Here is a 24566-nt window from a genome sequence, read left to right as displayed (position 1 = left end):
CCCTACCGACGTAGACCTATTGCATGCACCGCGGCTCCGGCAAGTGGGCCTGCGTACAGGGCCGCGCACACCGAGGTGACCACCCCGTAGGGCAGGGCGAAAAGCAGCGCGAACGCGACGACGGTCGCGACCACCCAGCCGGCCACGTACACGCCGTGGCGCTCGGTGGAGAGCACGGCCACGCCGGTGATCATCAGCGCGCCCATGAACGCCGAGGCGAAGGTGAGCGCGCCCAGGGTTAACCCCGGGACGAAAAATTCCGGCTCGAAGGCGAAACGAAGGATCGCCGGCCCGAGCAACCAGGCGGCGGCGAAGCCAACAGCGCCCAAGCCCAGCACGGCGCCGATCGGGGCGACAAGGGCGGCGTGGATGCGCTCGCGCTGCTCCACGAACCGCACCACCAACGCGGACTGGAAGCGCTGCAGCGGCACGAGCACGGGGGCGCGGGTAAGCAGCACCGCGTTGATGATCGCGGCGACTGCAGTGCCCCCGCCGAAGGGGAAGGCGGCATTGACGGCGACGGGGAAGCCCGTGATCAGCGCCGCCGAAGCCCCCGAGGCGACCATCGCGGAGGACACCCGGCGGGAAAACACCGCGCGATCCACGTCCAGGGCCACACGGATGCTGTTTCGCGCGGCCTGGGAGGAGCCGAGGATGACCAACCAGCTCGCTGCGCCGATTACCGTGATGATCGCGAACGCCCACAGCGACCACCCCATCGCCCACGCCACGACGGCGAGGACGAGGCGCACGCCGGAGTCGAGCGCGACCATCGCGGCGTACTGGTTCCACAGCCCAGCCCCACTCAAGATCCCGGATAGCGCCGCCTGGAACACGTAGCTGACCAGGCCGAAGGCAATAAGGATGGTGGCGGGGGCGGGTGCCACGGGCACGACTTGGTGCATGAACAGCACGCCGCCGACGGCCGTCGCGACGGCGATCAGCGCGGCAACCAGCGCCCCGACCCGCCACGGGTTAGCGGAACCGTGCGCACCAGATTCCCGGGCGCCGGCGACGGCGCGGGTGGTCTCGTGCGTCAGGCCGTCGATAAGCCCGGTGGCGGCGAAGAACAGCGACCAGAAAGCGGCGAAGTAGCGGTAGTCCGTCTCCGCGGGCAGGACGCGCTGGGCAACCCAGAGCACCGCGAAGCCGCTGATTGCGGCGAAAAGAGTGGCGAAGGAGAGGCTTCTCACGGGCACTCCGGAAGCTCGGGCCGGTTAATCCAGGCGTCGATAACCCCCTCGACATCCGCGCCGGGGGCGTGGGCCTTCAGCGCGTTGACCAGGTCGAAGGGCTCGACGACGCTGTGGGCGTTCTTGGCCACGTAGCTGCGCACGGCGCTGAAAAAGGCGGCGTCGCCGACGAGGCGTCGTAAAGCATGCAGCGTGATCGCGCCGCGCTTGTACACGCGGTCGTCGAACATGTCGCGGGGGCCGGGGTCGGCAAGAGTGAAACTCTGCCGCGTGAGCCTGCGGTAGTGCTGGCGCACGCTGACATCAACCGGGGTGCCTTGGTGATCCGCCCACAGCCACTCGCAGTAGCAGGCGAAACCCTCGTTGAGCCAGATGTCGCTCCACTGGGCAACACCCAGCGAGTTGCCGAACCACTGGTGCGCCAGCTCGTGGGCGATCAGTCGCTCCTCACCGCGCAGGTGGTTGACCCCGAAAATCGACATCGCGGCCGCCTCGAGGGGAATCTCCAAGTCGTCCTCGGTAACCACCACCTCGTAGCGTTCAAACGGGTAAGGCCCGAAAGTCTCCTCAAAAAATTCCAGCATCGCCTGCTGCTTTGCAAAATCACCCGGGCCGACGTTGTACGGTAGCCACGCGATCACATTGCGCCCGAGATCGACCCGGGAGTACCTGCCAACCTGCACGGTTGCCAGGTAGGTGGGCATGGGCCTGGCGGTGGGGTTGGTGATCACCGTGTAATCGCGATCCGCGCGGACGTTGAAGGAGTAGGTTGCCTTCTCGTCCGGGGTGTCGTCGCAGGGGAACCAGGTGGGCGCGCCGTTGGGCTGGCTGGCAACCAGCGAGCCCTCGGTAAGTTCTTCCCAGCCCAGCAGGCCCCAGGGGGTGCGGCGCGGGCGCGGGTTGCCCCCGTAGCTGATAACCAGTTCGAACTCCTCGTCCACGGCGATCGCCTCGGCAAAGCTGATGCGCAACTTGCCGTGCGACTGCTTGAAGCGCCGCACGCGGATATCCCCGCCCGTGAGACTGCGGGAGGTCACCCGCCGTGCCACCATCGACGGCTGCAGGTCGAGAGTCATGTGGTCGAGTTCGCGCCAGTTGGTCAGCGTCAGCGTCGCAGTGCCTTCGAGGCGGTTCGGGCCGACCTTGTAGGTCAGATCGAGGTCGTAGTGGTGGACGTGGAACCCCAGGTTGAACTCCACGCCCGTGTAGGCATCGACGGTGCCGGGAACGGGAGTTGAGCGCAGCCTGTGGTTTGTCATCGTCGCAATAGTGTACCCCCGCCTGTGGGCCAACGACGACGCCCCACCCCTGGCCACGAGGTCATCCCGTGGGCTGGGGTGGGGCGTCGACTACCGGCTGAGAAAGTCTTACATGTCGAAAGCCGGTGCGATGGTGCTGTACCAGGACTTCTCGATGTCTTCGCGCCAGTACGGCCACGAGTGGGTGCCGACGTTGCGGAACTCGTACGTCGCCGGGATGCCCTCGCTCTCGAGCTTGGCGCGCAAATCGTGCGAGCACTTGTTGATGGCAGCTTCGATCACGCCGCCTTCGACCTGCAGAGTGGTCGCGCCCACGCTCGCGGCGGGTGCAGGTGCGCCCTGGCCGATGAGGTAGCTGACCTGATCCGAGCGGCCGGCCAGGCCGGTCGCCGTGGAGATGTAGAGCGCGGTGCCACGCAGCTTATCGGCGTTAAGCAGCGCGTCGTTGTAGCGGTTGTACTCGCCGCCCATCGGGCCCCACATCTGCTCCGGGGTCACCGTCTTGAAATCGCCGGTACCGGAGGCGCGGTTGATGGTCACGCGGGCGAAGTTGTAGGCGTGCGGGGAGGAGGTTGCGGCGCAGCCGGAGAAGGAGGCGGCGGCGTCGTAGAAACCGGGGTTGTGCGCTGGGAGGACGAGCGCGGAGGTACCGGACATGGAGAATCCGACAATGGCGCGGCGGTTGTCGGCGTTGAGGGTGTCCTCGATCGGGCCCGGAAGCTCCTTGGTCAGGAAGGTCTCCCATTTCTGGGGGCCATTGATGTAGGGGGACTGGACGTTCTCGTCGACCCAGTCGGTGTAGTAGGTAAACGCGCCGGCCTGCGGGATGACCACGTTGACACCCTTGCCCGCGAAGAAGTCCCTGGTGTCGTACATCTTCAGCCAGTCGGCGTTCTGCTCCGCGCCGCCAGCGCCGTTGAGCAGGTAGATCGTCGGAGCGTTGTCCACGCGCTCGCCATTGGCATCGGTTGCCGGGATGACGGCGATGGGGATGTCGCGCTTCATCGACGGTGAAAAGACCTTGTAGGCCAGGACACTTTTGTTGTCGACCTGTTTGATCCAGTCCTGGGGCTTCTTGGTGGAAACCACCAGCGGCGGATCCTCGTTGACATTCCACGTCTTGACCTCGCCGACAGCTGTACCGTCGGCCACCTGCGCGGGGGTCACATCTGTGGCGTTGGCGGCGGGGGTCAGCGGTGCTGCACCAAGGGCGAGCGACAACGCTGCGGTGGCGGCGAGAACGGAGCGCTTGAGGTTCATGTGTTTCCTTCGACTTTCCTTGACAAGAAGCATGCAATAACGAGCACGCTGGTGCGGGCCTACACCGTAGGCATCGCTGTAAACTTAACCGATGTTTCACAACAATTCGACCCTAGTGAGCAACAAATTGCTATTTTGGTCAAAATTGTTACCAAATTGGCTTAGAGTTAGCGCTAAGCTTTCGCGTGGCTCCGGTGGCGCTACCCAGACACCGTCGCTACACCGTGTAACAATGACCGCCGCAGCTCCGACGTCGATGTCGAAGACCAAAAACCCCCAACACCTACCGAAGGAACACCATGAACCCGCTCGAATTCATTCAGCTCCAGATCAACGAGGTCCTCGGCCAGCTCATCCACGCAGGATCCTCGGCATCATCGAACCTTTCGCTGCAACTGGGCTGGTTCTAAGCCCTACCCCCAACGTGCGCCCGACAGACGCTGACTCAAAAGTCCACGTATTCTGTTGGGCGTGAGTAACGAACATTTTGACGTTGTTGTCCTCGGCGCTGGCCCCGGTGGCTATGTCGCCGCCATCCGAGCTGCCCAACTGGGCAAAAAAGTTGCTGTCGTAGAGAAGAAGTACTGGGGTGGTGTCTGCCTGAACGTGGGCTGCATCCCCTCTAAGTCTTTGATTAAGAATGCCGAAGTGGCCCACATCTTTACCCGTGAGGCCAAGACCTTCGGCATCAAGGGTGACGTGGAGTTCGATTACGCGGACGCACACGAACGCTCCCGCAAGGTCTCCGAGAAGATCGTCGGCGGCGTGCATTACCTGATGAAGAAAAACGAGATCACCGAGATCCACGGCCTCGGCACCTTTAAGGACGCCTCCACCATCGAGATCACCGAGGGCGACGACGCTGGTAAGACCGTCACGTTCGACAACTGCATCATCGCCACGGGTTCCGTGGTGCGCACGTTGCCGGGCATCGAGCTGTCCGACAATGTCGTCTCCTACGAGGAGCAGATCCTCAACCCCGAGGCCCCGCAGAAGATGGTCATCGTCGGCGCCGGTGCGATCGGCATGGAGTTCGCCTACGTCCTGTCCAACTATGGCGTTGAGGTCACCGTCGTCGAGTACATGGACCGCGTCCTGCCCAACGAGGACAAGGACGTGTCCAAGGAGATCGCCCGCGCCTACAAGAAGATGGGCGTGAATCTGCTCACCGGCCACGCCACGACCGCGGTGCGCGACAACGGCGATTCGGTCGAGGTGGACATCGCAAAGAACGGCTCGGACAAGACCGAGACGCTCACCGTTGACCGCGTCATGATCTCCGTCGGTTTTGCCCCGCGCGTCGAGGGCTTCGGGCTGGAGAACACGGGCGTGGAGCTGACCGAGCGCGGCGCGATCGCCGTCGATGACCGCCTGCGCACCAACGTCAAGGGCATTTACGCCATCGGTGACGTCACCGCGAAGCTGCAGCTTGCCCACGTCGCAGAGTCCCAGGGCATCATCGCCGCCGAGACCATCGCGGACGCCGAAACCCTCGAAATCGAGGACTACATGATGACCCCGCGCGCGACCTTCTGCAACCCGCAGGTTGCCTCCATGGGCTACACCGAGGAGCAGGCCCGTAAGAACTGGCCGGATCGCGACATCAAGGTCGCAATGTTCCCGTTCTCCGCCAACGGCAAGGCGATCGGCCTGGCCGAGTCCGCCGGCTTTGCCAAGCTGATCACCGACGGCGAGCACGGCGAGATCCTCGGCTGCCACCTTGTCGGCGCGAACGCCTCCGAGCTCCTGCCGGAGATTACCCTGGCCCAGCGCTTCGACCTCACCGCCGGGGAGATCGCACGCAACATCCACATTCACCCAACGCTCTCGGAGGCCCTCAAGGAGGTCGCCCACGGCGTCGAGGGGCACATGATTAACCTCTAAGTGCCCGCTTGACGACGCCAAAGGGGCCCGCCGAGTAAATCGGCGGGCCCCTTTGTGTCTTGAGACGTCGTAGTTAGCTACCGGACACGGCTGCGGCCAGCGCGTCCAGGCTGGTCTCCAGGAAGTCGTCGTCGAACGACTCAGACATCGACTTAACCTCGCTGCTCTCGATGTCGGAGCGGTCGTAGGTGATCTTCACCCGCGTTGCGTCAGGGCCCTCGGGCTCGAGCTCGTAGAGCCACTTGGCGCCCACCTCGACACCGGCGGTGGTGTTTTCCAGGTTCTGCCACCCCACGACCTTGTTCTCTTGGAGGGCGAAGACCTTGTTGCGGGTTTGGTAATCGCCGTCCTCCTTGGTCATGTTCATGGTGAAGGTGTCGCCCACGGACTGGAAGCGCTCGGCCTGATCGGCGGAGACGACCATTCCGGAGTTGTCCGTTTCAGCGTGGCGCTGCGGGTTGGTCAGCAGGTCGTAGATGTCGGCTGCGGGGGCGTCGATGACTCGGGTTGCGGAATTAGTTGAAGTACTCATAAGCCCCAGTGTACGGATTTATCAGTACGGGGCGATCGAGGTCGTGTGCGGGTCAACTTCAATTCCGTGCTGGATGGAGGGGAAGGCACGCTGCGCGCAGGCCTCGCGTGGGCACACGCGGCACCCCGCTCCGATCGGCGTCGCCTGGGAGACGTCGTCAAGCGCCATGCCCTCGGCGTAGATGGTGCGCTCGGCGTGGCGGGTCTCGCAGCCAAGGCCGATGGCGAAGAGCTTTTCCGTCTCGCGGAAGTGGAAGCGGTGGTGGCGCACGGTGCGCGCCACCCACAGGTAGGTGCGCCCGTCCGGCATCGTCGCGTGCTGGCGCACCGTCTCGCCGGGGCGGGTAAAGGATTCGTAGATCCCCCATAGCGGGCACGTCCCGCCGGAGGTGGAGAAGTGGTAGCCGGTCGCGGATTGGCGCTTGGAGATGTTGCCGGCGCGGTCGACGCGCACGAAGGTAAACGGCACGCCGCGCATGTTCGCGCGCTGTAGCGTCGACAGGCGGCTGGCCACGGTTTCGTAGCCGACGCCGAAGACGTGGCAGAGGTAGTCCACGTCGTAGCCGTTCTTCTCCGACTCGAAATGCATCAGTGAGTACGGCAACAGCGTCGCGGCGGCGAAGTAGGCGGCAATGCCGCGCCTGGCCAGGTTTTTCGAGGTCTCCGAGGTAAACGGCTCGGCGGCGACGTGGGCATCGATAAACGAACTGGCCTCGAGGAAGCTGAGGGCGGAGGCGAGGCGGAAGGCGCGCTGGCCCGAGGAGAGGATGGGGGAGAGCGAAAGCACGCCTGCGTCGAGGTCGAGGTGGTGCAGAACCCCGGACTCCGACGGGCTCGTGCGCACCTCAACGTCGTGCGTCTCGGTGACGTAGCGGGTCAGCGCGCGCTCGGTGTCGAGGATGCCGAAGCGCTGCACCCCAATGCGCCCGGCCAGCTCCTCGGCCTTGTGGTCGATGTCGTCGAGGTAGTTCTGGCGGGAGTAGAAGAAGTCGCGCACCTCGTCGTGGGGCATTGTCAGCGTTTCCGGGCTGGACACCCGCGAATCCAGAGCCAGCGTGAGCTTGTCGCGGGCGTTGGAGTAGCGGCGGTGCATCTCGACGACGGACCGGGCGATGGAGGGGTGGCGGTAGACGAGCTCGGAGAGCTCTTGGAGTTCGACGTTGGCCGCGCCCAGCTCCTGGTCCGCCACGACGTCCTTGAGCTCGGCGAGGAGCCGGGAGTCGTCGTCACGCGAGAAGAAGGTGGCGTCGACGCCGAAGGCCTCGGTAATGCGCTTGAGCACCGGGACGGTCAGTGGGCGCACGTCGTGCTCGATCTGGTTGACGTAACTTGCGGAGAGCTCGAGAGTCGCAGCCAGGGAGGCCTGGCTGAGGTTTCTCTCCCGGCGCAACTGGCGCAGCCGTGAGCCGACATAAGTCTTGGACATAATCAGTATCTAACCACTGTGCAAAGATTCGTGCGAAGGCCTTGCGAAAAATCTTTACAAACAAAAGTTTGACACCCTTCGGGGTGACTGTTCAGTGGGTCAGCGCATGCGCGGGCCCGGATGTGTTCAGGGTCACAGTGTCGGTGTTAAAGGCGTGTCTGGTGTGGCGGATGAGTCGATCACAAGGGTAGAAAATGCTGCACGCAGGGGTACGAAACCCTTAAGAAACCCCCCGCAATGCACACAGTTTTCGCCGGTAAAACCCGCCGCACCTGTGGGTAGCGTCCACCCCCACAACCATTAAGTAGGTAAAGGTCGGGCGCATTTCGTAGAGTAATAGCGACACTGGAGGTGCCATGACTGTACAAAACGCAGACCGTGACGCAATTCGCCACGGAAAAATTACCGAAGCGCCGCTGCGCGAGCGGCCATCCGTCCCCACGTGGGCTCTGAAGATGATCATGGCCGTAACCGGCCTGCTCTTCGGCCTGTACGTTCTCGGCCACATGGTCGGAAACCTCAAGATCTTCATGCCGCTGCACAGCAACGGAGTAGCCCCGATCGATGAGTACGGCCACTTCCTGCGCACCATGGGCGAGCCCATCCTGCCCTACGGCGCCCTGCTCTGGCTGATCCGCATTGTCCTGCTCGTCGCCCTTGTGCTGCACGTGTGGGGCGCGTTCGCCCTGCGCGGGCGCTCGGCGAAGTCCCGTGGCAAGTTCAAGCGCACGAACCTGATGGGCGGCTGGCAGTCCACCGCCACCCGCTCGATGCTGATCACCGGCGTTATCCTGCTGCTGTTCATCATCTTCCACATTCTCGACCTCACCCTCGGCCAGGTCGTCGCTTCCGACGAGTTCGTCCACGGCGCGGTGCGCAACAACCTGCTGGCCACCTTCGCGCCGGGACGCTGGTGGGTTGTCGCGATCTACGTCATCGCTAACCTCGCCCTGCTTCTCCACCTCACGCACGGCGTTTACCTCGCGGTCTCCGACCTGGGCTGGCTGGGCAAGCGCGGACACGCCGTCATGGTGGTCCTTGCCTACATCCTCCCGGCGCTCGTGGTGATTGGAAACATCGTCATGCCGCTGGCGATCTCATTCGGCTGGATTCCCGGCTTCTCAAGGTAGACGGCTGACAAGGAGAATTACATTATGACAACCGCTCACAACTCGGCGGCAGGCCAGCAGGCCGCTTCGCCCGAAACCTTCCACGCCGCCCAGGGCGACGCCAACACGACGAACCAGGCGGGCGAGTTCCGCCAGCCCGAGTCCACCGTGCCGGGCGTTACCCCGGGCCTGATCCTGGCCAACAACGAGCCGGACAGCACCAAGGTCCGCATGAAGGACATGTGGGAGTGGCAAAAAGACCACATGAACCTGGTCTCCCCGCTCAACCGCCGCAAGTTCACCATCCTCGTCGTCGGTACCGGCCTCTCCGGCGGCGCCGCCGCGGCCGCTCTCGGCGAGCTTGGCTACAAGGTCAAGGCGTTTACCTACCACGACGCACCGCGCCGCGCCCACTCCATCGCAGCGCAGGGCGGCGTGAACTCCGCCCGCGGCAAGAAGGTGGATAACGACGGCGCGTACCGCCACACCAAGGACACCGTCAAGGGCGGCGACTACCGCTGCCGCGAGTCCGACTGCTGGCGCCTCGCCATCGAGTCCGCCCGCGTGATCGACCACATGAACGCCATCGGCGCACCGTTCGCCCGCGAGTACGGCGGCACCCTGGCCACCCGCTCCTTCGGCGGCGTGCAGGTCTCGCGCACCTACTACACCCGCGGCCAAACGGGTCAGCAGCTGCAGCTGTCCACTGCGTCCGCGCTGCAGCGCCAGATCCACCTCGGCAACGTGGAGATCTTCACCCACCACGACCTGATGGACCTGATCGTGTCCGAGGGCGCTGAGGGCCAGGGCAAGGGCACCTGCCGCGGCATCGTCACCCGCAACCTGATCACCGGCGAGATCACCCCCTTCACCGGCCACGCCGTGATCCTGGCGACCGGCGGGTACGGCAACGTCTACCACAAGACGACGCTGGCCAAGAACTCCAACGCCTCGGCCATGATGCGAGCCTACGAGCGCGGCGCCTACCTCGCCTCGCCCTGCTTCGTCCAGTTCCACCCGACTGGCCTGCCGGTCAACGCGAAGTGGCAGGCGAAGACGACTCTGATGTCGGAGTCGCTGCGTAACGACGGCCGCATCTGGACGCCGAAGGAGAAGGGCGACGAGCGCGACCCGAAGGACATTCCGGAGGAGGAGCGCGACTACTTCCTCGAGCGCCGCTACCCGGCGTTCGGCAACCTGGTGCCCCGCGACGTCGCATCCCGCGCGATCTCGCAGCAGCTCAACGCCGGCTACGGCGTCGGCCCGCTGCGTAACTCCGCTTACCTGGACTTCACCGACGCCATCGACCGCCTCGGTGTGGACACCATCCGCGAGCGCTACTCCAACCTCTTCGAGATGTACGAGGACTCCACGGGCGCTGACCCGTACCAGGAGCCGATGCGCATCGCCCCGACGGTGCACTTCACCATGGGCGGGCTGTGGACCGACTTCAACGAGATGACCTCGCTTGACGGCCTGTTCGCTGCCGGCGAGGCATCCTGGACCTACCACGGCGCGAACCGCCTGGGCGCGAACTCGCTGCTTTCCGCGTCCGTCGACGGCTGGTTCACCCTGCCGTTCACGGTGCCGAACTACCTCGCCGACCACCTCGGTGAGGAAGCCCTCGACGTTGACGCGCCCGAGGTCCACGAGGCTGTCACCCGCACCCAGGACATGATCCAGCGCCTGATGAGCGTCAACGGCCCCGAGCCGCACGGCCCGGAGCACTTCCACGAGCAGCTCGGCGACATCCTCTACGAGCACTGCGGCGTGTCCCGCTCGGTGGAGGGCCTCAAGGCCGGCATCGAGAAGATCCGCCGCCTGCGCGAGGACTTCTGGACCAACATCTCCATCCCGGGCATCCCGAACGACATGAACCAGACGCTCGAGGCTGCGATCCGCCTGGCGGATTACATCAACCTCGGCGAGCTGATGTGCGTCGACGCGCTGGATCGCGACGAGTCCTGCGGTGCCCACTACCGCGACGACCACCTCACCGAAGACGGCGAGGCGCAGCGTGACGACGACAACTGGTGCTTCGTCTCCGCGTGGGAGCCCGCCGGCAAGGATGGCTTCATCCGCCACGCTGAACCGCTCTACTTCGATTCGATCCCTCTGATGGCAAGGAACTACAAGTAATGAAACTGACACTTGAGATCTGGCGTCAGGCCGGACCCGATACTGACGGAAACTTCGAAACCGTCCAGGTCGACGACGCGGTGGAGCAGATGTCCATCCTCGAGCTCCTCGACCACGTGAACAACAACTACGTCGAGGCTGGCAAGGAGCCGTTCACCTTCGCTTCCGACTGCCGCGAAGGCATCTGCGGCACCTGTGGCGTGACCGTCAACGGCCGCCCGCACGGCGCTGGCCAGAACACCACCGCGTGCCTGCAGCGTCTGTTCAACTACAAGGACGGCGACACGCTGCGCATCGAGCCGTTCCGCTCGGGCGCGTTCCCGGTGATCAAGGACCTGGCCGTGGATCGTTCCGCGCTGGACCGCGTCATGCAGCAGGGTGGCTACATCTCCGTCCAGGCTGGTACCGCCCCGGACGCCGATACCCTGCACGTCAACCACGAGACCGCCGAGCTCGCGCTCGACTACGCGGCCTGTATCGGCTGTGGTGCCTGCGTCGCGGCCTGCCCGAACGGTGCTGCGCACCTGTTCACCGGCGCCAAGCTGAAGCACCTCAAGCTACTTCCGCTGGGCAAGCAGGAGCGCGGCAAGCGCGCCCGCCAGATGGTCGATGAGCTCGAAACCAACTTCGGCCACTGCTCGCTCTACGGGGAGTGCGCGGACGTTTGCCCGGCGGGCATCCCGCTCGACGCCGTCGGCGCGATCAACGCTGAGCGCGCGCGTGCAGCCTTCCGCGGCAAGGACGACTAAGAGTGCCCTATACTGGGCACCAGAAACACTAGTTACTCGAAGCGACTAGCGAGAGACGTCGAAAGGCGTCGAGAGACCTAGAGAAAAGGACACACCCCATGGCAAACACTCCCGAGTCGGTTGCAGATATCCGCAGCGAGAGCTTCCCGGATTACCAGCAGCGCATCGAGGACGCCTACATCGAGGGATACGACCCCGTCTCCCTGGGCGCCCCGCACTCCTCGCTGAACACCCATTCCTTGTGGATCGCCATGGGCCTGATCCTCGCCTCTCTCTTCGGCGTCGGTCTCGCCGTCTGGGGCGGCGCGGCGATGGTTTGGGGCATGGGCTCGGAGTCCAACATCGGCTCCCGCCTGCTCATCCTCGGTGTCATTGAGTTCGCCGTGACGATGATCGCCGCGATCGTGCTCATGTCCATGGGCCGCCGCGGGTACAAGGAGTACCGCACGCGCACCGGTCGCGTTAACTAGACGGAAAAGCGAAACTCCCCGCCCTCGCTGGCGGGGAGTTCTTTCATGTCTTAGCCCAGGTGCTTTAATCGAGGGCATGGCACAACACGCGCTTGAGGGGCCGGACCCGATCCCCTTGCCCACGCCGGACAACGAGTCGCAGCGCCGCCGGGTGCTGCGCAACCACAAGATTTTTGTCACCAGCCTGCTCGGCGTGATGGCGGTGATCTTTCTCTCCTGCTCGTGGTGGCAGTCGCAGGGCACGGCCCCGGGCTGGGTCGGCTACGTGCGCGCCGCCGCGGAGGCCGGGATGGTGGGCGGTCTGGCGGACTGGTTCGCGGTGACCGCGCTGTTTCGCCGCCCGCTGGGCTTGCCCATTCCGCACACGTCGATCATCCCGCGTAAGAAGGACCAGGTCGCCGGCGCTCTTGGTGATTTCGTCAGCGAGAACTTCCTCAACGCGCAGACGATTACGGACAAGGTGGTCCAGGCGAAGGTCCCGCAGCGAGTCGGCGCGTGGCTGGTGCAGCCGGACAACGCGGAGCGGGTCTCTGAACACGTCGGCGGGTTCACCATCCGGATCGTGCAGTCCATCGACCCGGCTGAGGCTGAGCGGGTGATCAACACCCACGTGATTAACCGCTTCGCGGAGCCGACGTGGGGCCCGCCGCTGGGCAGGGCGCTCGAGGGGCTGATCCAGGACGGCAAGGTCGAGCCGATCGTCGACGACGTCATCGCCTGGGGCCGCCGCAAGGTCGAGGGCATGGAGGAGGTTGTGGTCACCATGATCGACGAGCGCATGCCGAAGTGGGCGCCGAAGTTTGCGAAAGACCTGGTCGGGGAGCGGGTGTACCGCGAGCTGGTGGAGTTCATGCGCGAAATGGACACGGACCCGCAGCACGAGGCGCGCCGCGCCGTGCGTCGCCACATCAACCAGTTCGCCCAGGACCTGCAGTTCGACCCGGACATGATCTCGCGCGTCGAGTCGATTAAGGCCGACGTGATGGGCTCGAACGCCGTGACTTCGACGGCCGGCGGGCTGTGGGCGCAGGTTTCGCAAGCGCTTATCGACGCCTCCTCCAACCCTGCATCCCCGCTGCGGCGCAAGCTGGTGTCGTTGTGCATCGAATGGGGTGACAAGCTGCAGACGGATCCGCAGGTGGCGCACAGCGCGCAAACCCGCCTCGCGGCGGTGACGAAGTACCTCGCGGAAAACGGTGCCGGTGAGATCGTCAGCATCATCTCCGAGACCATCGCGCGGTGGGACGGCAAAGAGGCCAGCGACAAGATCGAGCTCATGGTGGGCAAGGACCTGCAGTTCATTCGCCTGAACGGAACCGTAGTCGGTGCGCTGGCGGGCTTGGCCATTTACACTGTGTCTCAGCTGCTCTTTAACTAGCCCCACGAAAGTGAGCCCACGATGACTTCCAACAACGACAACAACTCGATCATGGACAGCCTGCGCGGCGCGGGCGAGGCCTGGCTGTCAGCGGGCTCCGCTGTCGGCGGCGTCGTCAGCGAGTTCGCCACGAAGCTGCGCGAGGACCGCAGTGCAACCGAGCCGACGGGGGCGCACGCCGCCGCTGATGCATCCCCGCAAGAGGGCCTGCTGCAGCAGCTGCGTGGCGCCGTCGACAATGCGCGCGGCGCGTTCAACTCCGCGGACAACGACCGTGACTTCCGCGCCGCCGCGACGACGTTCGCCACCGATGCCGAGGCCATCTTCCGCGACGTCGCGGGCTCCGTTTCCCGCGCGGGCAGCGCCGCAGCTCAGTCCGGCCAGGCTGACGAGGCGAAGGCCGCCTTCAGCAACGCGTTAGGCGAGGTGAAGGAGACCTTCAACCAGGCGGTCGCCGGTGTGCGCAACCGCGCCGAGGAGTCCGACGTGGATGCCGAGGGGGTTGTCAAGGATCTGCGCGAGCGCCTGGACACGCTCATTGCGAAGGTATCCGAGCAGGTCTCCCGCCCGGATTCGGGCGAGCAGAAGGCGGAGGATATCATTGACGGGGAAGTTATCCGTGACCATGATGGCGACAACGGCAACAGCACCGTTTAGCTTTAACCCAGAGGGAGAGTCCCGCGCGTGATGGACCTTGGCACATTGGGTTCGGTGGGCTTCATCCTCACCGTGCCAGCGCTAGTTCGCAACCTGCTGTTTATGCTGGTGGGCATCGCCGGCATCGGCGGTGCCGTTTTGGCGGCCACGACCCGCGAGGACGCTTTTGAGGCCGCCGGGCGCCAGGGCAAGTGGGTGTGGGTCGCCATCGTCGGCGGCGCCGCGGCCGTCTGCCTGCTGCGTTTCCCATTCATTGCGTGGTTCGGTGCGGTGGCGATCGGCGTCTACTTCTTCGACGTCCGCCCGCACCTGAACAACATCATCCGTGGTAACCACGGCTGGTAAGCTAGTGGATGACCTCGAGTGGCTGGCCATGCGGACGGGTATAACCGCCCTCGGTGGCCGGCCCTTTAACGTTTCCGAGCGGCATCAGGCGGGCGTGGTGGTCGAGCCGACGCGGGTGCAGGCGGCGAAGCGCACGGGCGTGCCCGTCATCGCCGTGGTGGGATGGCAGGACGGGCGCCACCACAGCGTGATCAAGGCGGCGGAGGCGCGCCTGGCTGTCGAGATGGGCGCTGCCGAGGTGTGGCTCGCCGTCGACGCGGACGCCGAGGGCGACAACGAAGTGTTAGCCGATGTCCTCGCCGTGCGCCAGGCCGTCGAGGCGCCCGCCAGGCTCGGGCTGCTTTACGATGCCCGCCCTTCGGTGATCCGGGCTGGGGAGCTGGTGGGCGTCGATAAGCTTGTGTGCCCAAGCGGTGCTGAGCTGCCCCGCACGACGCTGGACGTGGCCGCAATCGGGGTCGACGACAGCGTCGAGGCGGTCGTCGACGCGCTCGAGGCCGGCGCCGCGGTGGTGTTTACAGAGCCTCGCTGATCTGGTTCAGGTTGACGTCATGGCCGTTGAGCGAGACCAGCAGGCCGCCGTCGATAACGGTGACATCGCGCACGCGCATCGGCCCGAACACGGCGTCCTGCATGCCCTCGCGAAGGGCCTGCGAGAGGCTCTCCGCAACCCCGCCCGGCAGGTCGATGCCGAACAGGCTGGTGGAGTCGGCGGTAAAGGTGAGCTCGTCGCCGTCCATTTGCGGGCGCAGGTTGATCCCGGCGAGCCCGTTGTTGAACTGGATGGCCACGGTTCCGGCATCCGGGTTCGACTCCACGCCGGAGATGTTGACTAAATCCTTGAGGGTCGCGGCGGGTAGGCCGTCGACCTGCGAGAGGGCCGCAGATGCCTGCTGCTGCAAAATGGCCTGGATAAACGCGTCCGGCAGCTCGGTCGTGACATCGAGGGTGTCGGCGACGAAGCCGGAATCGGACTGGCGGACCTTGTCTACGTTGACCGTCGCGGCGGGCTGGCCCGTGAACGAATCCCCGTCGAGCACCAACGTCGAGGGGACTGAGAGGGTCATGTGGGGGACGGTGCCGGCAAGCAGGCCGAACGTGAGCGGTTGAGGCCCGAACGCGACCTGGGGGTTAGCCGTCGTCGGAACGGGGGCGGCGTTGGCGAACTCCGTTTCAATCCGGTTGGACACATAGGCGCGCAGCCCAAATTCTGCGACGACGATCAGGATGAGGATTACCGCGAGTACTCCGACGAAGATTTTCCAGGCGAGCGAGCCTTTGGTGCGAGTCATGCGGCTATCATACGTCCACCGCGACATGCTCCCAATCGATTGTAAACATATTGTCCCGCAGCCGGCGGCGCACGGGGTGCAGTGGCCAACCGCTGCCGATGAGCTCCTCGCGGGCGCGGGCCCACCGGACGCGGGGGCCGTGGGGTGCCCAGCCGGCGGCGTGGTCCCACGCCGCGTCGGCGGCGGACAGAAGCTCATGGATGCTCTCACCTGGGACGTTGCGGTGGATCAGTATCTTGGGCAGCCGCTCCGCGACGTCGGAGGGCCGGGTGACGTCCTGCGGGTCCCAGGCCAGGGTGAGGGAGCGGGGGCCGGTGGCATCCAGCAGCACCCACGCCGCACGCCGGCCCAGCTCATCGCAGGTGCCCTCAACAAAAAGTCCGCCCGGGGCGAGGCGGGAGGTCACCGACTCCCACACTGCGGGCACGTCGGCGACGTCGTATTGGCGTAGCACGTTGAACGCGCGCACTAGGTGCGGGGTGTAGCCGGCGAGTTCGAACCCGCCGAGTTCGAAGCGCACGCCGTCGCGCGGCTGAAGAACTCTCTCGGGGTGGATCTCCAGCCCCACGACCTCAACGCGCGGGTTGATCTGGCGCAGCCACCTGGCCCACTCCACGGTGGTGGTGTGCGAGGCGCCGTAGCCCACGTCCAGTGCGAGCGGGGCGGGCACGGATCGGAGCAGCTCGCCGACCTGCGGGTTGAAGCGGGTCCAGCGGTCGGAGCGGCGCAGCCGGTTGACGCCCGTCGTGCCCCGGGTGATCACGCCAAACGGCCGGTCGCGCCCAGACTGCGCGCGCAGATTGTGGGCGTGACCGGCCATGGAGGGTTGAAAAAGGTTTAGAGGTTCTCGCTGATCCACTGCTCGGTGAGCTTGCCCTCGTTGGAGAAGATCTCCTCGAGCGCTTCACCGACCTTCGGCTCAAGGGCGGCGCCCATGAACGGGATGGAGACCTTGGCCTCGTTGGCGTAGGCAAGGGTGGTGGTCTCGCCGGCGCCGGTGAGCTCGATGTCGCCGGAGAAGTCCACCGGGGTGCCCTTGACGTCGCCGGTGTAGGCGAGCTTGGCGGTCTCGCCCGCGAGCGCGCCGATGTTCACGGTGCGCTTGAGATTGAGGTCCTGGGAGATCATCGCCTGAGCGGCCTCGGGCAGGATAGTCTGCGGCAGGATCTCGAAGAGGACGACGGAATCGCCGTTGAACTCGTTGAGGCTGCCCGGCTCCGGGGAGAGGTTGGCCGCGATGAACTCCCAGTACTCCTTGGTGCTCAGCGCCTGGTGCACCTTGGCGGCGGGGTGATTGATGGTAACGGTTACTTCGCTGTGTGCGGTCATGGGTCACAGACTACCGTTAAGGGGGTGACTGATTCATCTTTTGCCTCGCTTACCACTTTGCGCATCGGCGGCAGCCCCCGCGATCTCGTCCGCTGCACGAGGGCCGACGAGCTCGCCGAGACGGTGGCGCGCCTCGATGCGGCAGGCGAGAAGCTGCTTGTCGTCGGCGGCGGCTCGAATCTGGTCGTTGCCGACGGCCCGCTCGACCTGACAGCGGTCATCGCGGGCAACGAATCGCTTTCGCTTATCGACGCCTCCACGCTCCGCATCGGCGCCGGCACCGTGTGGGACGACGTCGTGGCGTTTGCCGTGGATCGCGGCCTGGGCGGCATCGAAGCGCTCAGCGGCATCCCCGGCTCCGCGGGCGCCGCGCCCGTGCAGAACGTGGGCGCCTACGGCGCGGAAATCTCCGACGTGCTCACCCGCGTGCGCCTGTATAACCGCGAGACGGGCGCCGACGAGTGGGTGCCGGCCGAGTCGCTGGATCTGGCGTACCGCTATTCCAACCTGAAGTTCACCGCCCGCGCGGTCGTGCTCGAGCTCGAGCTCCGCCTTGAGCCGGCGGAGCTGTCCGCGCCGCTGCGCCACCTCGGCGGGCAGCGCCTCCCCCTGGCGCAGGCGCGCGAGAACATCATCGCCACCCGCCGCGCCAAGGGCATGGTGCTTGACGACAGCGACCACGACACCTGGTCCGCGGGCTCGTTCTTCACCAACCCGATCGTTCCAGCCTCGCTTGCCGACGCCATCGCCAACGACACCGGCGAGGACACGATGCCGCGCTTCGCGCAGCCCGACGGGCGCGTCAAGCTCTCCGCTGCGTGGCTCATCGAGCGCGCCGGGTTCCCGCGGGGCTACCCGGGCCACGGCGCGCCGGCGCGGCTGAGCACGAAGCACACCCTGGCGCTGACCAACCGCGGTGACGCCGCGGCGAGCGATATTGTGGCGCTGGCCCGGGACGTGCGGGCGGGCGTCGACAAGCGATTTGGCGTTGTCCTCGAGCCGGAGCCCGTGTGGGTGGGCGTGGAGATCTAGTCCTCGAGCTGAGCGAGCAAGTCCGCTTGGACCTCGCGGCGGCGGATCTTGCCCATGGGGTCGCGGGCGAGCTCCTCGAAGTGGTAGAACGTGCGCGGCACCTTGTAGGCGGTGAGGTGCTTCTTCGCGTAAGCGCGCAAGCCCTCGGAGTCCAACTTGGCACCGTCGGTGAGGGTGACGCAGGCAACGACATCCTCGGAGCCGTCCGGGCGGGGTCGGCCGACGACGGCGACGTCCTCGACATCCTTGTGCGCGCGGATGACCTCCTCGACCTCGGCGGGGTAGACGTTGAACCCGCCGGTGATGATGAGCTCCTTGATGCGCGAGACGAGCTTGACAAAGCCGTCCGACTCCATGATTCCCATGTCACCGGTGCGGAACCAGCCGTTGTGGAACGCCTGTTCGGTGGCCTCGGGGTTATCCAGGTAGCCGCCGAACACCTGGGGGCCGCGGGCGAGGATCTCGCCGGCCTCGCCGTAGGGCATGTCCTCATCCAGGTTCTCCGGGTTGGCGATGCGGATATCGGTATCCGGGAAGGGCAGGCCGATGTAGCCGGGGCGACGATCCGCGCTTTCGGGGTTGCCGATGAGGATCGGCGAGGTTTCGGTCAGGCCGTAGCCCTCCACGAGGCGGCCGCCGGTGAGCTTTTCCCACTCGTCGATCACCGCGACCGGGAGCGAGGAAGCACCGGAGAAAGCAATGTTGAGGCTCGAGATGTCGACGTTATCTTCCTTGGCCTGCGCGACGATGCGCTCGAACAGCGTGGGCACGCCCGGCATGAAGGTCGGCTTGTACTTCTTAATGGCCGACATGATGAGGTCGATCTTCGGGGCAGGCAGGAGAATCACTTCGCTGCCGATCTTCATCGCGAGGGTCAGGGAGAACGTCAGGCCGAAGGAGTGGAAGAACGGCAGGGTGGCCACCATCCGCTGGTCGCGCTCCTGGAAGTCCTTGACCCACGCGATGCCCTGGGTCACGTTGGCGCACAGGTTGGCGTGGGTCAGTAGCGCGCCCTTGGGGCGACCCGTCGTGCCGGAGGTGTACAGGATCAGCGCCGGGGTGTCGGGGGAGACCTCGGCTTCCTCGAGCTGGTCGGCGTTGTTTACCAGCGCGGAGCTGACCAGCGCCTCCCACGGCACGGTGGAGGTCGCGGGCGCGGTGAGCTCGGCGCGTGCCTCACGGAGACGCTTCAGCGGCAGGCGCAGGGCGAGGCGCATTGGCAGGGACATCGCCTGGGTCATGTCGACGCTGACGACGGTGGTGATATCGGTGTCGTCGCGCAGTTCGTTGACGGTGCCCGCGACCTTGTCCCACACGATGGCCACTCGGGCGCCGTGGTCGGCAAACTGCGGGCGCAGCTCGGCGGCGGTGTAGAGCGGGTTGTGCTCGACGACGACCGCGCCGAGCAGCTGTGCGGCGAAGAAAGCCACCACGTGCTGCGGGCAGTTCGGCAGCATGATCGCCACGCGGTCGCCCGCTTTGACGCCGAAGGATTTCAGCCCGGCGGCGGCGCGGCGGACCTCGCTATCAAGCTCGGCGTAGGTCATCGTGCGACCGAAGAAACGGGTCGCTATCTTCGACCCGTTTGCCGTGATGTTGTCGGCGTAAATCTTCGTGAGCGTCGCCGTGCTGTAATCTAGGTTGGGGGCGGTCCACTCCGTGTAGGAATCGAGCCAGGGTTTGTCTGCGTGAGAAGCCATGCCCCCAAGTATAGGGACTACGGTTACCGCCCCGTAGCTTAGTGCTTCGCGGTGCCCTCCTCCAGCATTTGCAGCAGGGTCTTCTGCACATGCTTGCGGCGGATCTTGCCCGTCTGATCGCGGTTTAGGTCCTCGAAGTGGTAGAAGGTGCGCGGCACCTTGTACGGGGTGAGGCGCTCGCGCGCGTACGACTGGAGACTATCCGGGTCCAGTGGCGCACCCTCGTGCAGGGTGACGCAGGCGACGACGTCCTCGGAACCGTCGGGGCGCGGGCGGCCGACGATCGCGATGTCGTCGATGTCCGGGTGGTGCTTGAGCACCTGCTCCACCTCGTCGGGGTAGACGTTGAAGCCGCCGGTGATGATCATCTCCTTGATGCGGGCAACCAGGCGGATAAACCCGTCTTCCTCCATCACGCCCATGTCGCCGGTACGGAAGAAGCCGTTGTGGAAGGCCTTTTCGTTGGCTTCCGGCTTGTTCAGGTAGCCGGAGAAGACCTGGGGGCCGCGGGCCAAAAGCTCGCCCGGCTCGCCGTCCGGCATGGTCTCGTCGGGGTTATCCGGGTTGGCGATGCGGATTTCGGTGTCGGGGAAGGGCACGCCGATGTAGCCGGGCCGGCGGTTGCCGTCGAGCGGGTTGGCTGTGAGAATCGGCGCGGTCTCCGTCAGGCCGTAGCCCTCCACCAAACGGCCGCCGGTGACCTTCTCCCACTTCTCCAGCGTGGCGGTGGGCAGCGTCGCCGCGCCCGAGAAGGAGTAGCGGATGGATGTGATGTCCTTGTTGTTGTCGATGGCCCAGTCGGAGATGCGTTCGTAGAGCGTCGGCACGCCCGGCAGCATGGTCGGCTTCGTCTTCTCGATCGCGGAGAACATCAGCTCCGGCTTCGGCGCGGGCACGAGAATGGACTGCGCGCCCACCGCGAAACCGATGGCGAAGTTGAGCGTCAGGCCGTAGACGTGGAACAGCGGGAGCACGGCGAAGATGCGCTCGTCCTGCTCGCCGAAGTTGCCGAACCACTCCAGGCCCGCGGCGACGTTGGCGTTGATGTTGCCGTGCGTTAGCGGCGCGCCCTTCGGCGCCCCCGTGGTGCCGGAGGTGTAGAGGATGAACGCGATGTCATCCTGGGTGACGCGCACGTCCGCGCGCTTCGGCTCGTTGCTCAGAAGCTGCGCGAACGGGATGGTGCCCTCGGCCGGGCCGGTCAGCTCCTCGCGCTTCTTCTTGATCGAGCCCAAAGGAAGGCTGAGCACCGTGCGCAGGTGCCACGGCATGGCGTCGATCATGTTGACGGTGATGACCTTTTCAAGCTGGGTCGTGCGCGCCAGCTCCTTGTACACCGGCGTGGCCTTGTCCCACGCGATGACGACCTTCGCACCGTGGTCGTCGAACTGATCCTTGAGCTCGTAGGCGGTGTAGAGCGGATTGTGCTGGACAACCGTTGCCCCGAGGCTGTGCACCGCGAGAATGGAAACGACGTGCTGCGGGCAGTTCGGCAGAGCGATGGCCACGCGGTCGCCCTGCTTGACGCCGAGGCCGCTGAGTCCGGTGGCGACGCGGCGGACCTGGTCTTCGACCTCGCCGTAGGTGAGCTCCTTGCCCATAAACCACGTGAACTTCTTGTTGCGGTGCTTTGCTACCGCGTCGTTGAAACGGGAGACGAGAGTGTCATCTCCGTAAGGCAGCTGGCGGTCGGTCCACTCCGCGTAGTGCTGCAGCCAGGCCTTGTTTTCAAAAGCTCCCATAGCGAGCGCGCTCCTTGTATGTCGTTGCCGTTGATTAGTTCATTCTACCTAAGGTCTCCGGTACATCTTACAAGCTCAGTGTGGGGCGTGTGTAGGAAATCCGCGACATATCTTTTGTACGTGGTTAAGCGAGCTAGCTCTTTTCCTCGCCGACCTTGGTGCCGTCGCCCTCTTCGAGCATCTCAATGAGGGTTTCCTGAACCTCGCGGCGGCGGATCTTGCCCGTCATATCGCGGGCGAGCTCCTCGAAGTGGTAGAAGGTGCGCGGCACCTTGTACGCGGTGAGGCGCTCGCGGGCGTATTCGCGCAGCGCATCCGACTCGATGACGGCGCCCTCGCGCAGGGTCACACACGCCACCACGTCCTCGGAACCGTCCTTGCGCGGGCGTCCGACGACGGCGATGTCATCGATGTCGGGGTGCTCCTTCATCACCTGCTCCACCTCATCCGGGTAGATGTTGAAGCCGCCGTTGATGATCATTTCCTTGATGCGGGAGACCAGGCGAATGAAGCCGTCCTCCTCCATCACGCCCATGTCACCGGTGCGGAAGAAGCCGTCGTGGAACGCGTCCTCGGTCGCCTCCGGCTTGTTCAGGTAGCCCTTGAACACCTGCGGTCCGCGGGCCAGCAGCTCGCCCGGCTCGCCGTCCGGCATGGTCTCGTCCAAGTTGTCCGGGTTGGCGATGCGGATCTCGGTGTTCGGGAACGGCAGGCCGATGTAGCCCGGGCGGTGGTTGCCGTCCATCGGGTTGGCGGTCAGGATCGGGGAGGTCTCGGTCAGGCCGTAGCCCTCGACGAGGCGGCCGCCCGTGATGCTCTCCCACTTCTCAATCGTCGATTCCGGCAGCGTCGACGCACCAGAGAAGGAGTTGCGGATCGTCGGGTACGTCTTGTCGTTGTTCAGCGCCGCCTCCGCGATCTTCTCGTAGAGGGTGGGCACGCCCGGGAAGAACGTCGGCGGGTTTTTCTTCATCGCCATGGCGATCAGCGGCGGCTCCGGGGCCGGCACCAGGATCAGCTCGGCACCGGTGCCGATGGCGAGGCCCATGGTCAGGGCCAGGCCGTAGACGTGGAACAGCGGGAGGATCGTCATGATCTTCTCCTGCTCCTTGCCCAGGTCCTTGACCCACACGAGGCCGGACTTGAGCATTGAGTTCAGGTTGCCGTGGGTGAGCTGGGCGCCCTTCGGCGGGCCGGTGGTGCCCGAGGTGTAGAGGATCAGGACGGTGTCATCCTGCGTAATCTCCTCCGGAGCCTCAAAGGGCTTGTCAATCAGCAGGGACGACCACGGCATCGTCGCTGGGGCGTCGCCGGTGAGCCGCTCGCGCAGCTCCTTGGCCTTCGGCAGCGGCAGTGAGAGGGCGATGCGGTACTTCAGCGCCATCTCGTCGATCATGTTGACCGAGACGATGGTGGACAGCGGGGAGTCCTTGCGCAGCTTCGAGATCGTCGGCGCAACCTTGTCCCAGACAATGGCGATCTTCGCGCCGTGGTCCTGGAACTGGGGGAGAAGCTCGGAGGCGGTGTAGAGCGGGTTGTGCTCCACGACGGTCGCGCCGAGGCGCATCACGGCGCTAAAGGCGATGATGTGCTGCGGGCAGTTGGGCATGACGAGCGCGACGCAGTCGCCCTTCTTCACACCCAGCTCCTGCAGGCCAGCCGCGGCCTTGAGGACCTGCTCGTTGAGGTCCGCGTACGTCATGGTCTTTTCGAAGAACCAGGTCGCCGTGCGGTTCGAGTGCTTGGCCAGGTTGCGTTCGTAGACGTCAACAAGGGTATCCTCGCCAAGCTCAACCTCGTGCGGTGTCCAGGGTGCGTAGTGTTTCAACCACGCCTTTTCTTCGAATGCGCCCATAAGAGACTCCTTCGGGTTTTCGGTCGGCATTGATGGGTTGTTTATTAGTATAGGGAAAATGCGGTGGCCCGCATCACAATTTGCGCGAAAGGTGACCTCTAGCCCCCCACCCGGCGATGCTTCGCCTTGCGAGCCGCTCAAAATGCGGTAAAAAATGTGGGAAGAGGGGTGCACACATTTACAGGGGGAACTGTCATGCACGATGCCGCGCGCTATGGCGAGCACAGGTTTAACCAGGCCAACCAGGAGCTTTTGCCGCCGCCGGGACTCGACCAATCAACGCTTCTCAACCCGGTCACCGCGCCGCCACAGCGCGGTTGGCGGCGCATGCTCCACACCGCCTCCGGTGGGCGGATCAACCCAGGCGGCTCCCGCAAGGAGTTGCAGGAGCAGCAGCTTATCGACGCCATCCGCGCCCCGTTGCGCGGCGATTACCGCATCGCCGTGATGTCGCTGAAAGGCGGGGTGGGCAAGACAACCACCACCGTGGTACTCGGGGCAGTGTTCGCCCAGCTGCGTGGCGACCGGGTGATCGCCATCGACGCCAACCCGGACCTGGGCACCCTGGCTCAGCGCGCCGCGGTGCCCACCCCAGCGACGATCCGCGACCTGCTCGCCGCGCGCGACACATCGCGCTACGCGCAGGTGCGGGCATTTACGCACCAGGCGACCTCGCGCCTCGAAGTCATTGGCTCCGAGCGCGACCCGGCAGTCAGCGAGGCGTTTAGCGAGGCCGACTACCGCCGAGCCGTGGACATCCTGCAGCACCACTATAACGTCATCCTGACCGACTGCGGCACCGGGCTGATGCACTCCGCCATGGCGGGCGTGCTCGACCTGGCCAACTCGCTGATCTTGGTGACCTCGCCGGCGCTCGATGGCGCGCAGTCCGCGGCGGCCACGCTGGACTGGCTGAGCCTGCACGGCCACGACCAGCTCGCCGCCAATGCGGTGGTGGTTGTCTCGACCAATGCTCCAGGTAGACCTACTATTGACATTTACCAGCTCGCGGAGCACTTCGCGTCGCGCACCCGCGCCGTGCACGTCATCCCCTACGACCGCCATTTGGCGGAGGGCGCCGTGGTCGAGCTTGACCGTCTCCACCCGAAAACGGTGCAGGCCTACCGGCTGCTGGCAGCGGAGGTCGCCGCCGACTTCGACTCCTGGCACCGCCACGCTGCCTACTAGACCAAAAGCGCCTCTAGAATTGGGCTGC

General features: G+C 65.3%; 22 protein-coding genes. 11 read left to right on the top strand and 11 right to left on the bottom strand.

Translation table 11 applies throughout. From position 1 onward, the window contains the following. Nucleotides 1–2: 2 nt before the first annotated feature. The 3 genes from E3227_RS02960 to E3227_RS02950 form a co-directional block, all read right to left on the bottom strand. A complete protein-coding gene (locus E3227_RS02960; RefSeq protein WP_040422153.1) occupies nucleotides 3–1193 on the bottom strand; it encodes a hypothetical protein in 1191 nt (396 codons plus the stop codon). Continuing rightward, nucleotides 1190–2452 (bottom strand): M1 family metallopeptidase, encoded by a 1263-nt coding sequence (locus E3227_RS02955; RefSeq protein WP_006839324.1) that lies wholly within the window; start codon nucleotides 2450–2452, stop codon nucleotides 1190–1192. Before E3227_RS02955 ends, E3227_RS02960 begins: the two co-directional genes overlap by 4 nt. Before the next feature lie 108 nt (nucleotides 2453–2560). Beyond that, nucleotides 2561–3712 carry an alpha/beta hydrolase gene (locus E3227_RS02950; protein ID WP_144317482.1) on the bottom strand — a complete coding sequence of 384 codons (1152 nt, stop codon included), beginning with the start codon at nucleotides 3710–3712 and terminating at the stop codon, nucleotides 2561–2563. A 471-nt stretch (nucleotides 3713–4183) separates the two neighbouring features. Between E3227_RS02950 and lpdA the strand changes: the two genes are divergently transcribed. Continuing rightward, nucleotides 4184–5596, top strand: a complete 1413-nt coding sequence (gene lpdA / locus E3227_RS02945; protein WP_186366087.1) for a dihydrolipoyl dehydrogenase — start codon at nucleotides 4184–4186, stop codon at nucleotides 5594–5596. A 73-nt stretch (nucleotides 5597–5669) separates the two neighbouring features. Here lpdA and E3227_RS02940 read toward each other — a convergent pair whose 3' ends face one another. Together E3227_RS02940 and ramB are read right to left on the bottom strand one after the other, a co-directional pair. Then, entirely contained in the window at nucleotides 5670–6128 is a 459-nt protein-coding gene (locus E3227_RS02940; RefSeq protein WP_246062730.1) for an SRPBCC domain-containing protein, read from the bottom strand. Between the two features lie 21 nt (nucleotides 6129–6149). Further along, a complete protein-coding gene (ramB, locus tag E3227_RS02935; RefSeq protein ID WP_144317479.1) occupies nucleotides 6150–7553 on the bottom strand; it encodes an acetate metabolism transcriptional regulator RamB in 1404 nt (467 codons plus the stop codon). A 356-nt stretch (nucleotides 7554–7909) separates the two neighbouring features. Here ramB and E3227_RS02930 point away from each other — a divergent pair, with 356 nt between their 5' ends. From E3227_RS02930 to E3227_RS02895, 8 genes are all read left to right on the top strand, one after another. Next, the gene (locus tag E3227_RS02930) at nucleotides 7910–8683 is read left to right on the top strand and encodes a succinate dehydrogenase cytochrome b subunit (protein ID WP_136648840.1); all 774 of its coding nucleotides are present in this window, start codon (nucleotides 7910–7912) and stop codon (nucleotides 8681–8683) included. Between the two features lie 24 nt (nucleotides 8684–8707). Beyond that, on the top strand, nucleotides 8708–10801 hold the full coding sequence (locus tag E3227_RS02925; protein WP_246062729.1) for a fumarate reductase/succinate dehydrogenase flavoprotein subunit: 2094 nt from the start codon (nucleotides 8708–8710) through the stop codon (nucleotides 10799–10801). After that, nucleotides 10801–11550 (top strand): succinate dehydrogenase/fumarate reductase iron-sulfur subunit, encoded by a 750-nt coding sequence (locus tag E3227_RS02920; RefSeq protein WP_136648841.1) that lies wholly within the window; start codon nucleotides 10801–10803, stop codon nucleotides 11548–11550. The genes E3227_RS02925 and E3227_RS02920 overlap by 1 nt, the downstream gene beginning before the upstream one ends. 98 nt (nucleotides 11551–11648) lie before the next feature. Beyond that, a complete protein-coding gene (locus E3227_RS02915; protein WP_136648842.1) occupies nucleotides 11649–12020 on the top strand; it encodes a hypothetical protein in 372 nt (123 codons plus the stop codon). Between the two features lie 76 nt (nucleotides 12021–12096). Further along, complete coding sequence (locus E3227_RS02910) at nucleotides 12097–13398, top strand: DUF445 domain-containing protein (protein ID WP_136648843.1); 1302 nt, start codon at nucleotides 12097–12099, stop codon at nucleotides 13396–13398. Nucleotides 13399–13419: 21 nt separating this feature from the next. Further along, nucleotides 13420–14055, top strand: a complete 636-nt coding sequence (locus E3227_RS02905) for a CGLAU_01105 family protein (protein ID WP_136648844.1) — start codon at nucleotides 13420–13422, stop codon at nucleotides 14053–14055. A 30-nt stretch (nucleotides 14056–14085) separates the two neighbouring features. After that, on the top strand, nucleotides 14086–14400 hold the full coding sequence (locus tag E3227_RS02900; RefSeq protein ID WP_144317478.1) for a DUF2516 family protein: 315 nt from the start codon (nucleotides 14086–14088) through the stop codon (nucleotides 14398–14400). 4 nt (nucleotides 14401–14404) lie between these two features. Further along, complete coding sequence (locus tag E3227_RS02895) at nucleotides 14405–14932, top strand: hypothetical protein (RefSeq protein ID WP_136648845.1); 528 nt, start codon at nucleotides 14405–14407, stop codon at nucleotides 14930–14932. Here the strand turns inward: E3227_RS02895 and E3227_RS02890 are convergent. Genes E3227_RS02890 through E3227_RS02880 form a run of 3 tightly spaced genes read right to left on the bottom strand, consistent with a single transcriptional unit; the run spans nucleotide 14916 to nucleotide 17021 of the window. Then, nucleotides 14916–15692: an LmeA family phospholipid-binding protein gene (locus E3227_RS02890; protein WP_170228614.1), complete on the bottom strand. Its 777-nt coding sequence runs from the start codon at nucleotides 15690–15692 to the stop codon at nucleotides 14916–14918. The two genes, E3227_RS02895 and E3227_RS02890, sit on opposite strands and share 17 nt — an antisense overlap. A gap of 7 nt (nucleotides 15693–15699) precedes the next feature. Beyond that, nucleotides 15700–16512, bottom strand: a complete 813-nt coding sequence (locus tag E3227_RS02885; protein ID WP_136648847.1) for a class I SAM-dependent methyltransferase — start codon at nucleotides 16510–16512, stop codon at nucleotides 15700–15702. A gap of 17 nt (nucleotides 16513–16529) precedes the next feature. Then, nucleotides 16530–17021, bottom strand: coding sequence for a DUF2505 domain-containing protein (locus E3227_RS02880; protein WP_136648848.1), 492 nt, complete (start codon nucleotides 17019–17021; stop codon nucleotides 16530–16532). Here E3227_RS02880 and E3227_RS02875 point away from each other — a divergent pair. Then, nucleotides 17010–18053: a UDP-N-acetylmuramate dehydrogenase gene (locus tag E3227_RS02875; RefSeq protein WP_246062866.1), complete on the top strand. Its 1044-nt coding sequence runs from the start codon at nucleotides 17010–17012 to the stop codon at nucleotides 18051–18053. The two genes, E3227_RS02880 and E3227_RS02875, sit on opposite strands and share 12 nt — an antisense overlap. Here E3227_RS02875 and E3227_RS02870 read toward each other — a convergent pair. From E3227_RS02870 to E3227_RS02860, 3 genes are all read right to left on the bottom strand, one after another. After that, entirely contained in the window at nucleotides 18050–19753 is a 1704-nt protein-coding gene (locus tag E3227_RS02870) for a long-chain-fatty-acid--CoA ligase (RefSeq protein WP_136648850.1), read from the bottom strand. The two genes, E3227_RS02875 and E3227_RS02870, sit on opposite strands and share 4 nt — an antisense overlap. A 38-nt stretch (nucleotides 19754–19791) precedes the next feature. Beyond that, nucleotides 19792–21495, bottom strand: a complete 1704-nt coding sequence (locus E3227_RS02865; RefSeq protein WP_136648851.1) for a long-chain-fatty-acid--CoA ligase — start codon at nucleotides 21493–21495, stop codon at nucleotides 19792–19794. Between the two features lie 133 nt (nucleotides 21496–21628). Further along, on the bottom strand, nucleotides 21629–23350 hold the full coding sequence (locus tag E3227_RS02860; protein ID WP_144317475.1) for a long-chain-fatty-acid--CoA ligase: 1722 nt from the start codon (nucleotides 23348–23350) through the stop codon (nucleotides 21629–21631). A 195-nt stretch (nucleotides 23351–23545) separates the two neighbouring features. On the opposite strand from E3227_RS02860, the gene E3227_RS02855 reads away from it, so the two are divergent. Beyond that, the gene (locus tag E3227_RS02855) at nucleotides 23546–24538 is read left to right on the top strand and encodes a MinD/ParA family ATP-binding protein (RefSeq protein WP_144317474.1); all 993 of its coding nucleotides are present in this window, start codon (nucleotides 23546–23548) and stop codon (nucleotides 24536–24538) included. Nucleotides 24539–24566: the final 28 nt, after the last annotated feature.

The organism is Corynebacterium sanguinis (genome assembly GCF_007641235.1).
Taxonomy (GTDB): domain Bacteria; phylum Actinomycetota; class Actinomycetes; order Mycobacteriales; family Mycobacteriaceae; genus Corynebacterium; species Corynebacterium sanguinis.
This window is presented reverse-complemented; position numbering and strand designations above follow the sequence as displayed.

What these genes read in the sequence shown, in the direction of transcription:
- E3227_RS02950 (WP_144317482.1), bottom strand. Translation starts at nt 3,712, where the DNA reads ATGAACCTCAAGCGCTCCGTTCTCGCCGCCACCGCAGCGTTGTCGCTC.
- E3227_RS02880 (WP_136648848.1), bottom strand. Translation starts at nt 17,021, where the DNA reads ATGACCGCACACAGCGAAGTAACCGTTACCATCAATCACCCCGCCGCC.
- E3227_RS02940 (WP_246062730.1), bottom strand. Translation starts at nt 6,128, where the DNA reads ATGAGTACTTCAACTAATTCCGCAACCCGAGTCATCGACGCCCCCGCA.
- E3227_RS02955 (WP_006839324.1), bottom strand. Translation starts at nt 2,452, where the DNA reads ATGACAAACCACAGGCTGCGCTCAACTCCCGTTCCCGGCACCGTCGAT.
- E3227_RS02930 (WP_136648840.1), top strand. Translation starts at nt 7,910, where the DNA reads ATGACTGTACAAAACGCAGACCGTGACGCAATTCGCCACGGAAAAATT.
- E3227_RS02890 (WP_170228614.1), bottom strand. Translation starts at nt 15,692, where the DNA reads ATGACTCGCACCAAAGGCTCGCTCGCCTGGAAAATCTTCGTCGGAGTA.
- E3227_RS02860 (WP_144317475.1), bottom strand. Translation starts at nt 23,350, where the DNA reads ATGGGCGCATTCGAAGAAAAGGCGTGGTTGAAACACTACGCACCCTGG.
- E3227_RS02900 (WP_144317478.1), top strand. Translation starts at nt 14,086, where the DNA reads ATGGACCTTGGCACATTGGGTTCGGTGGGCTTCATCCTCACCGTGCCA.
- E3227_RS02885 (WP_136648847.1), bottom strand. Translation starts at nt 16,512, where the DNA reads ATGGCCGGTCACGCCCACAATCTGCGCGCGCAGTCTGGGCGCGACCGG.
- E3227_RS02920 (WP_136648841.1), top strand. Translation starts at nt 10,801, where the DNA reads ATGAAACTGACACTTGAGATCTGGCGTCAGGCCGGACCCGATACTGAC.
- E3227_RS02865 (WP_136648851.1), bottom strand. Translation starts at nt 21,495, where the DNA reads ATGGGAGCTTTTGAAAACAAGGCCTGGCTGCAGCACTACGCGGAGTGG.
- E3227_RS02870 (WP_136648850.1), bottom strand. Translation starts at nt 19,753, where the DNA reads ATGGCTTCTCACGCAGACAAACCCTGGCTCGATTCCTACACGGAGTGG.
- E3227_RS02925 (WP_246062729.1), top strand. Translation starts at nt 8,708, where the DNA reads ATGACAACCGCTCACAACTCGGCGGCAGGCCAGCAGGCCGCTTCGCCC.
- E3227_RS02855 (WP_144317474.1), top strand. Translation starts at nt 23,546, where the DNA reads ATGCACGATGCCGCGCGCTATGGCGAGCACAGGTTTAACCAGGCCAAC.
- E3227_RS02910 (WP_136648843.1), top strand. Translation starts at nt 12,097, where the DNA reads ATGGCACAACACGCGCTTGAGGGGCCGGACCCGATCCCCTTGCCCACG.
- E3227_RS02915 (WP_136648842.1), top strand. Translation starts at nt 11,649, where the DNA reads ATGGCAAACACTCCCGAGTCGGTTGCAGATATCCGCAGCGAGAGCTTC.
- ramB (WP_144317479.1), bottom strand. Translation starts at nt 7,553, where the DNA reads ATGTCCAAGACTTATGTCGGCTCACGGCTGCGCCAGTTGCGCCGGGAG.
- E3227_RS02905 (WP_136648844.1), top strand. Translation starts at nt 13,420, where the DNA reads ATGACTTCCAACAACGACAACAACTCGATCATGGACAGCCTGCGCGGC.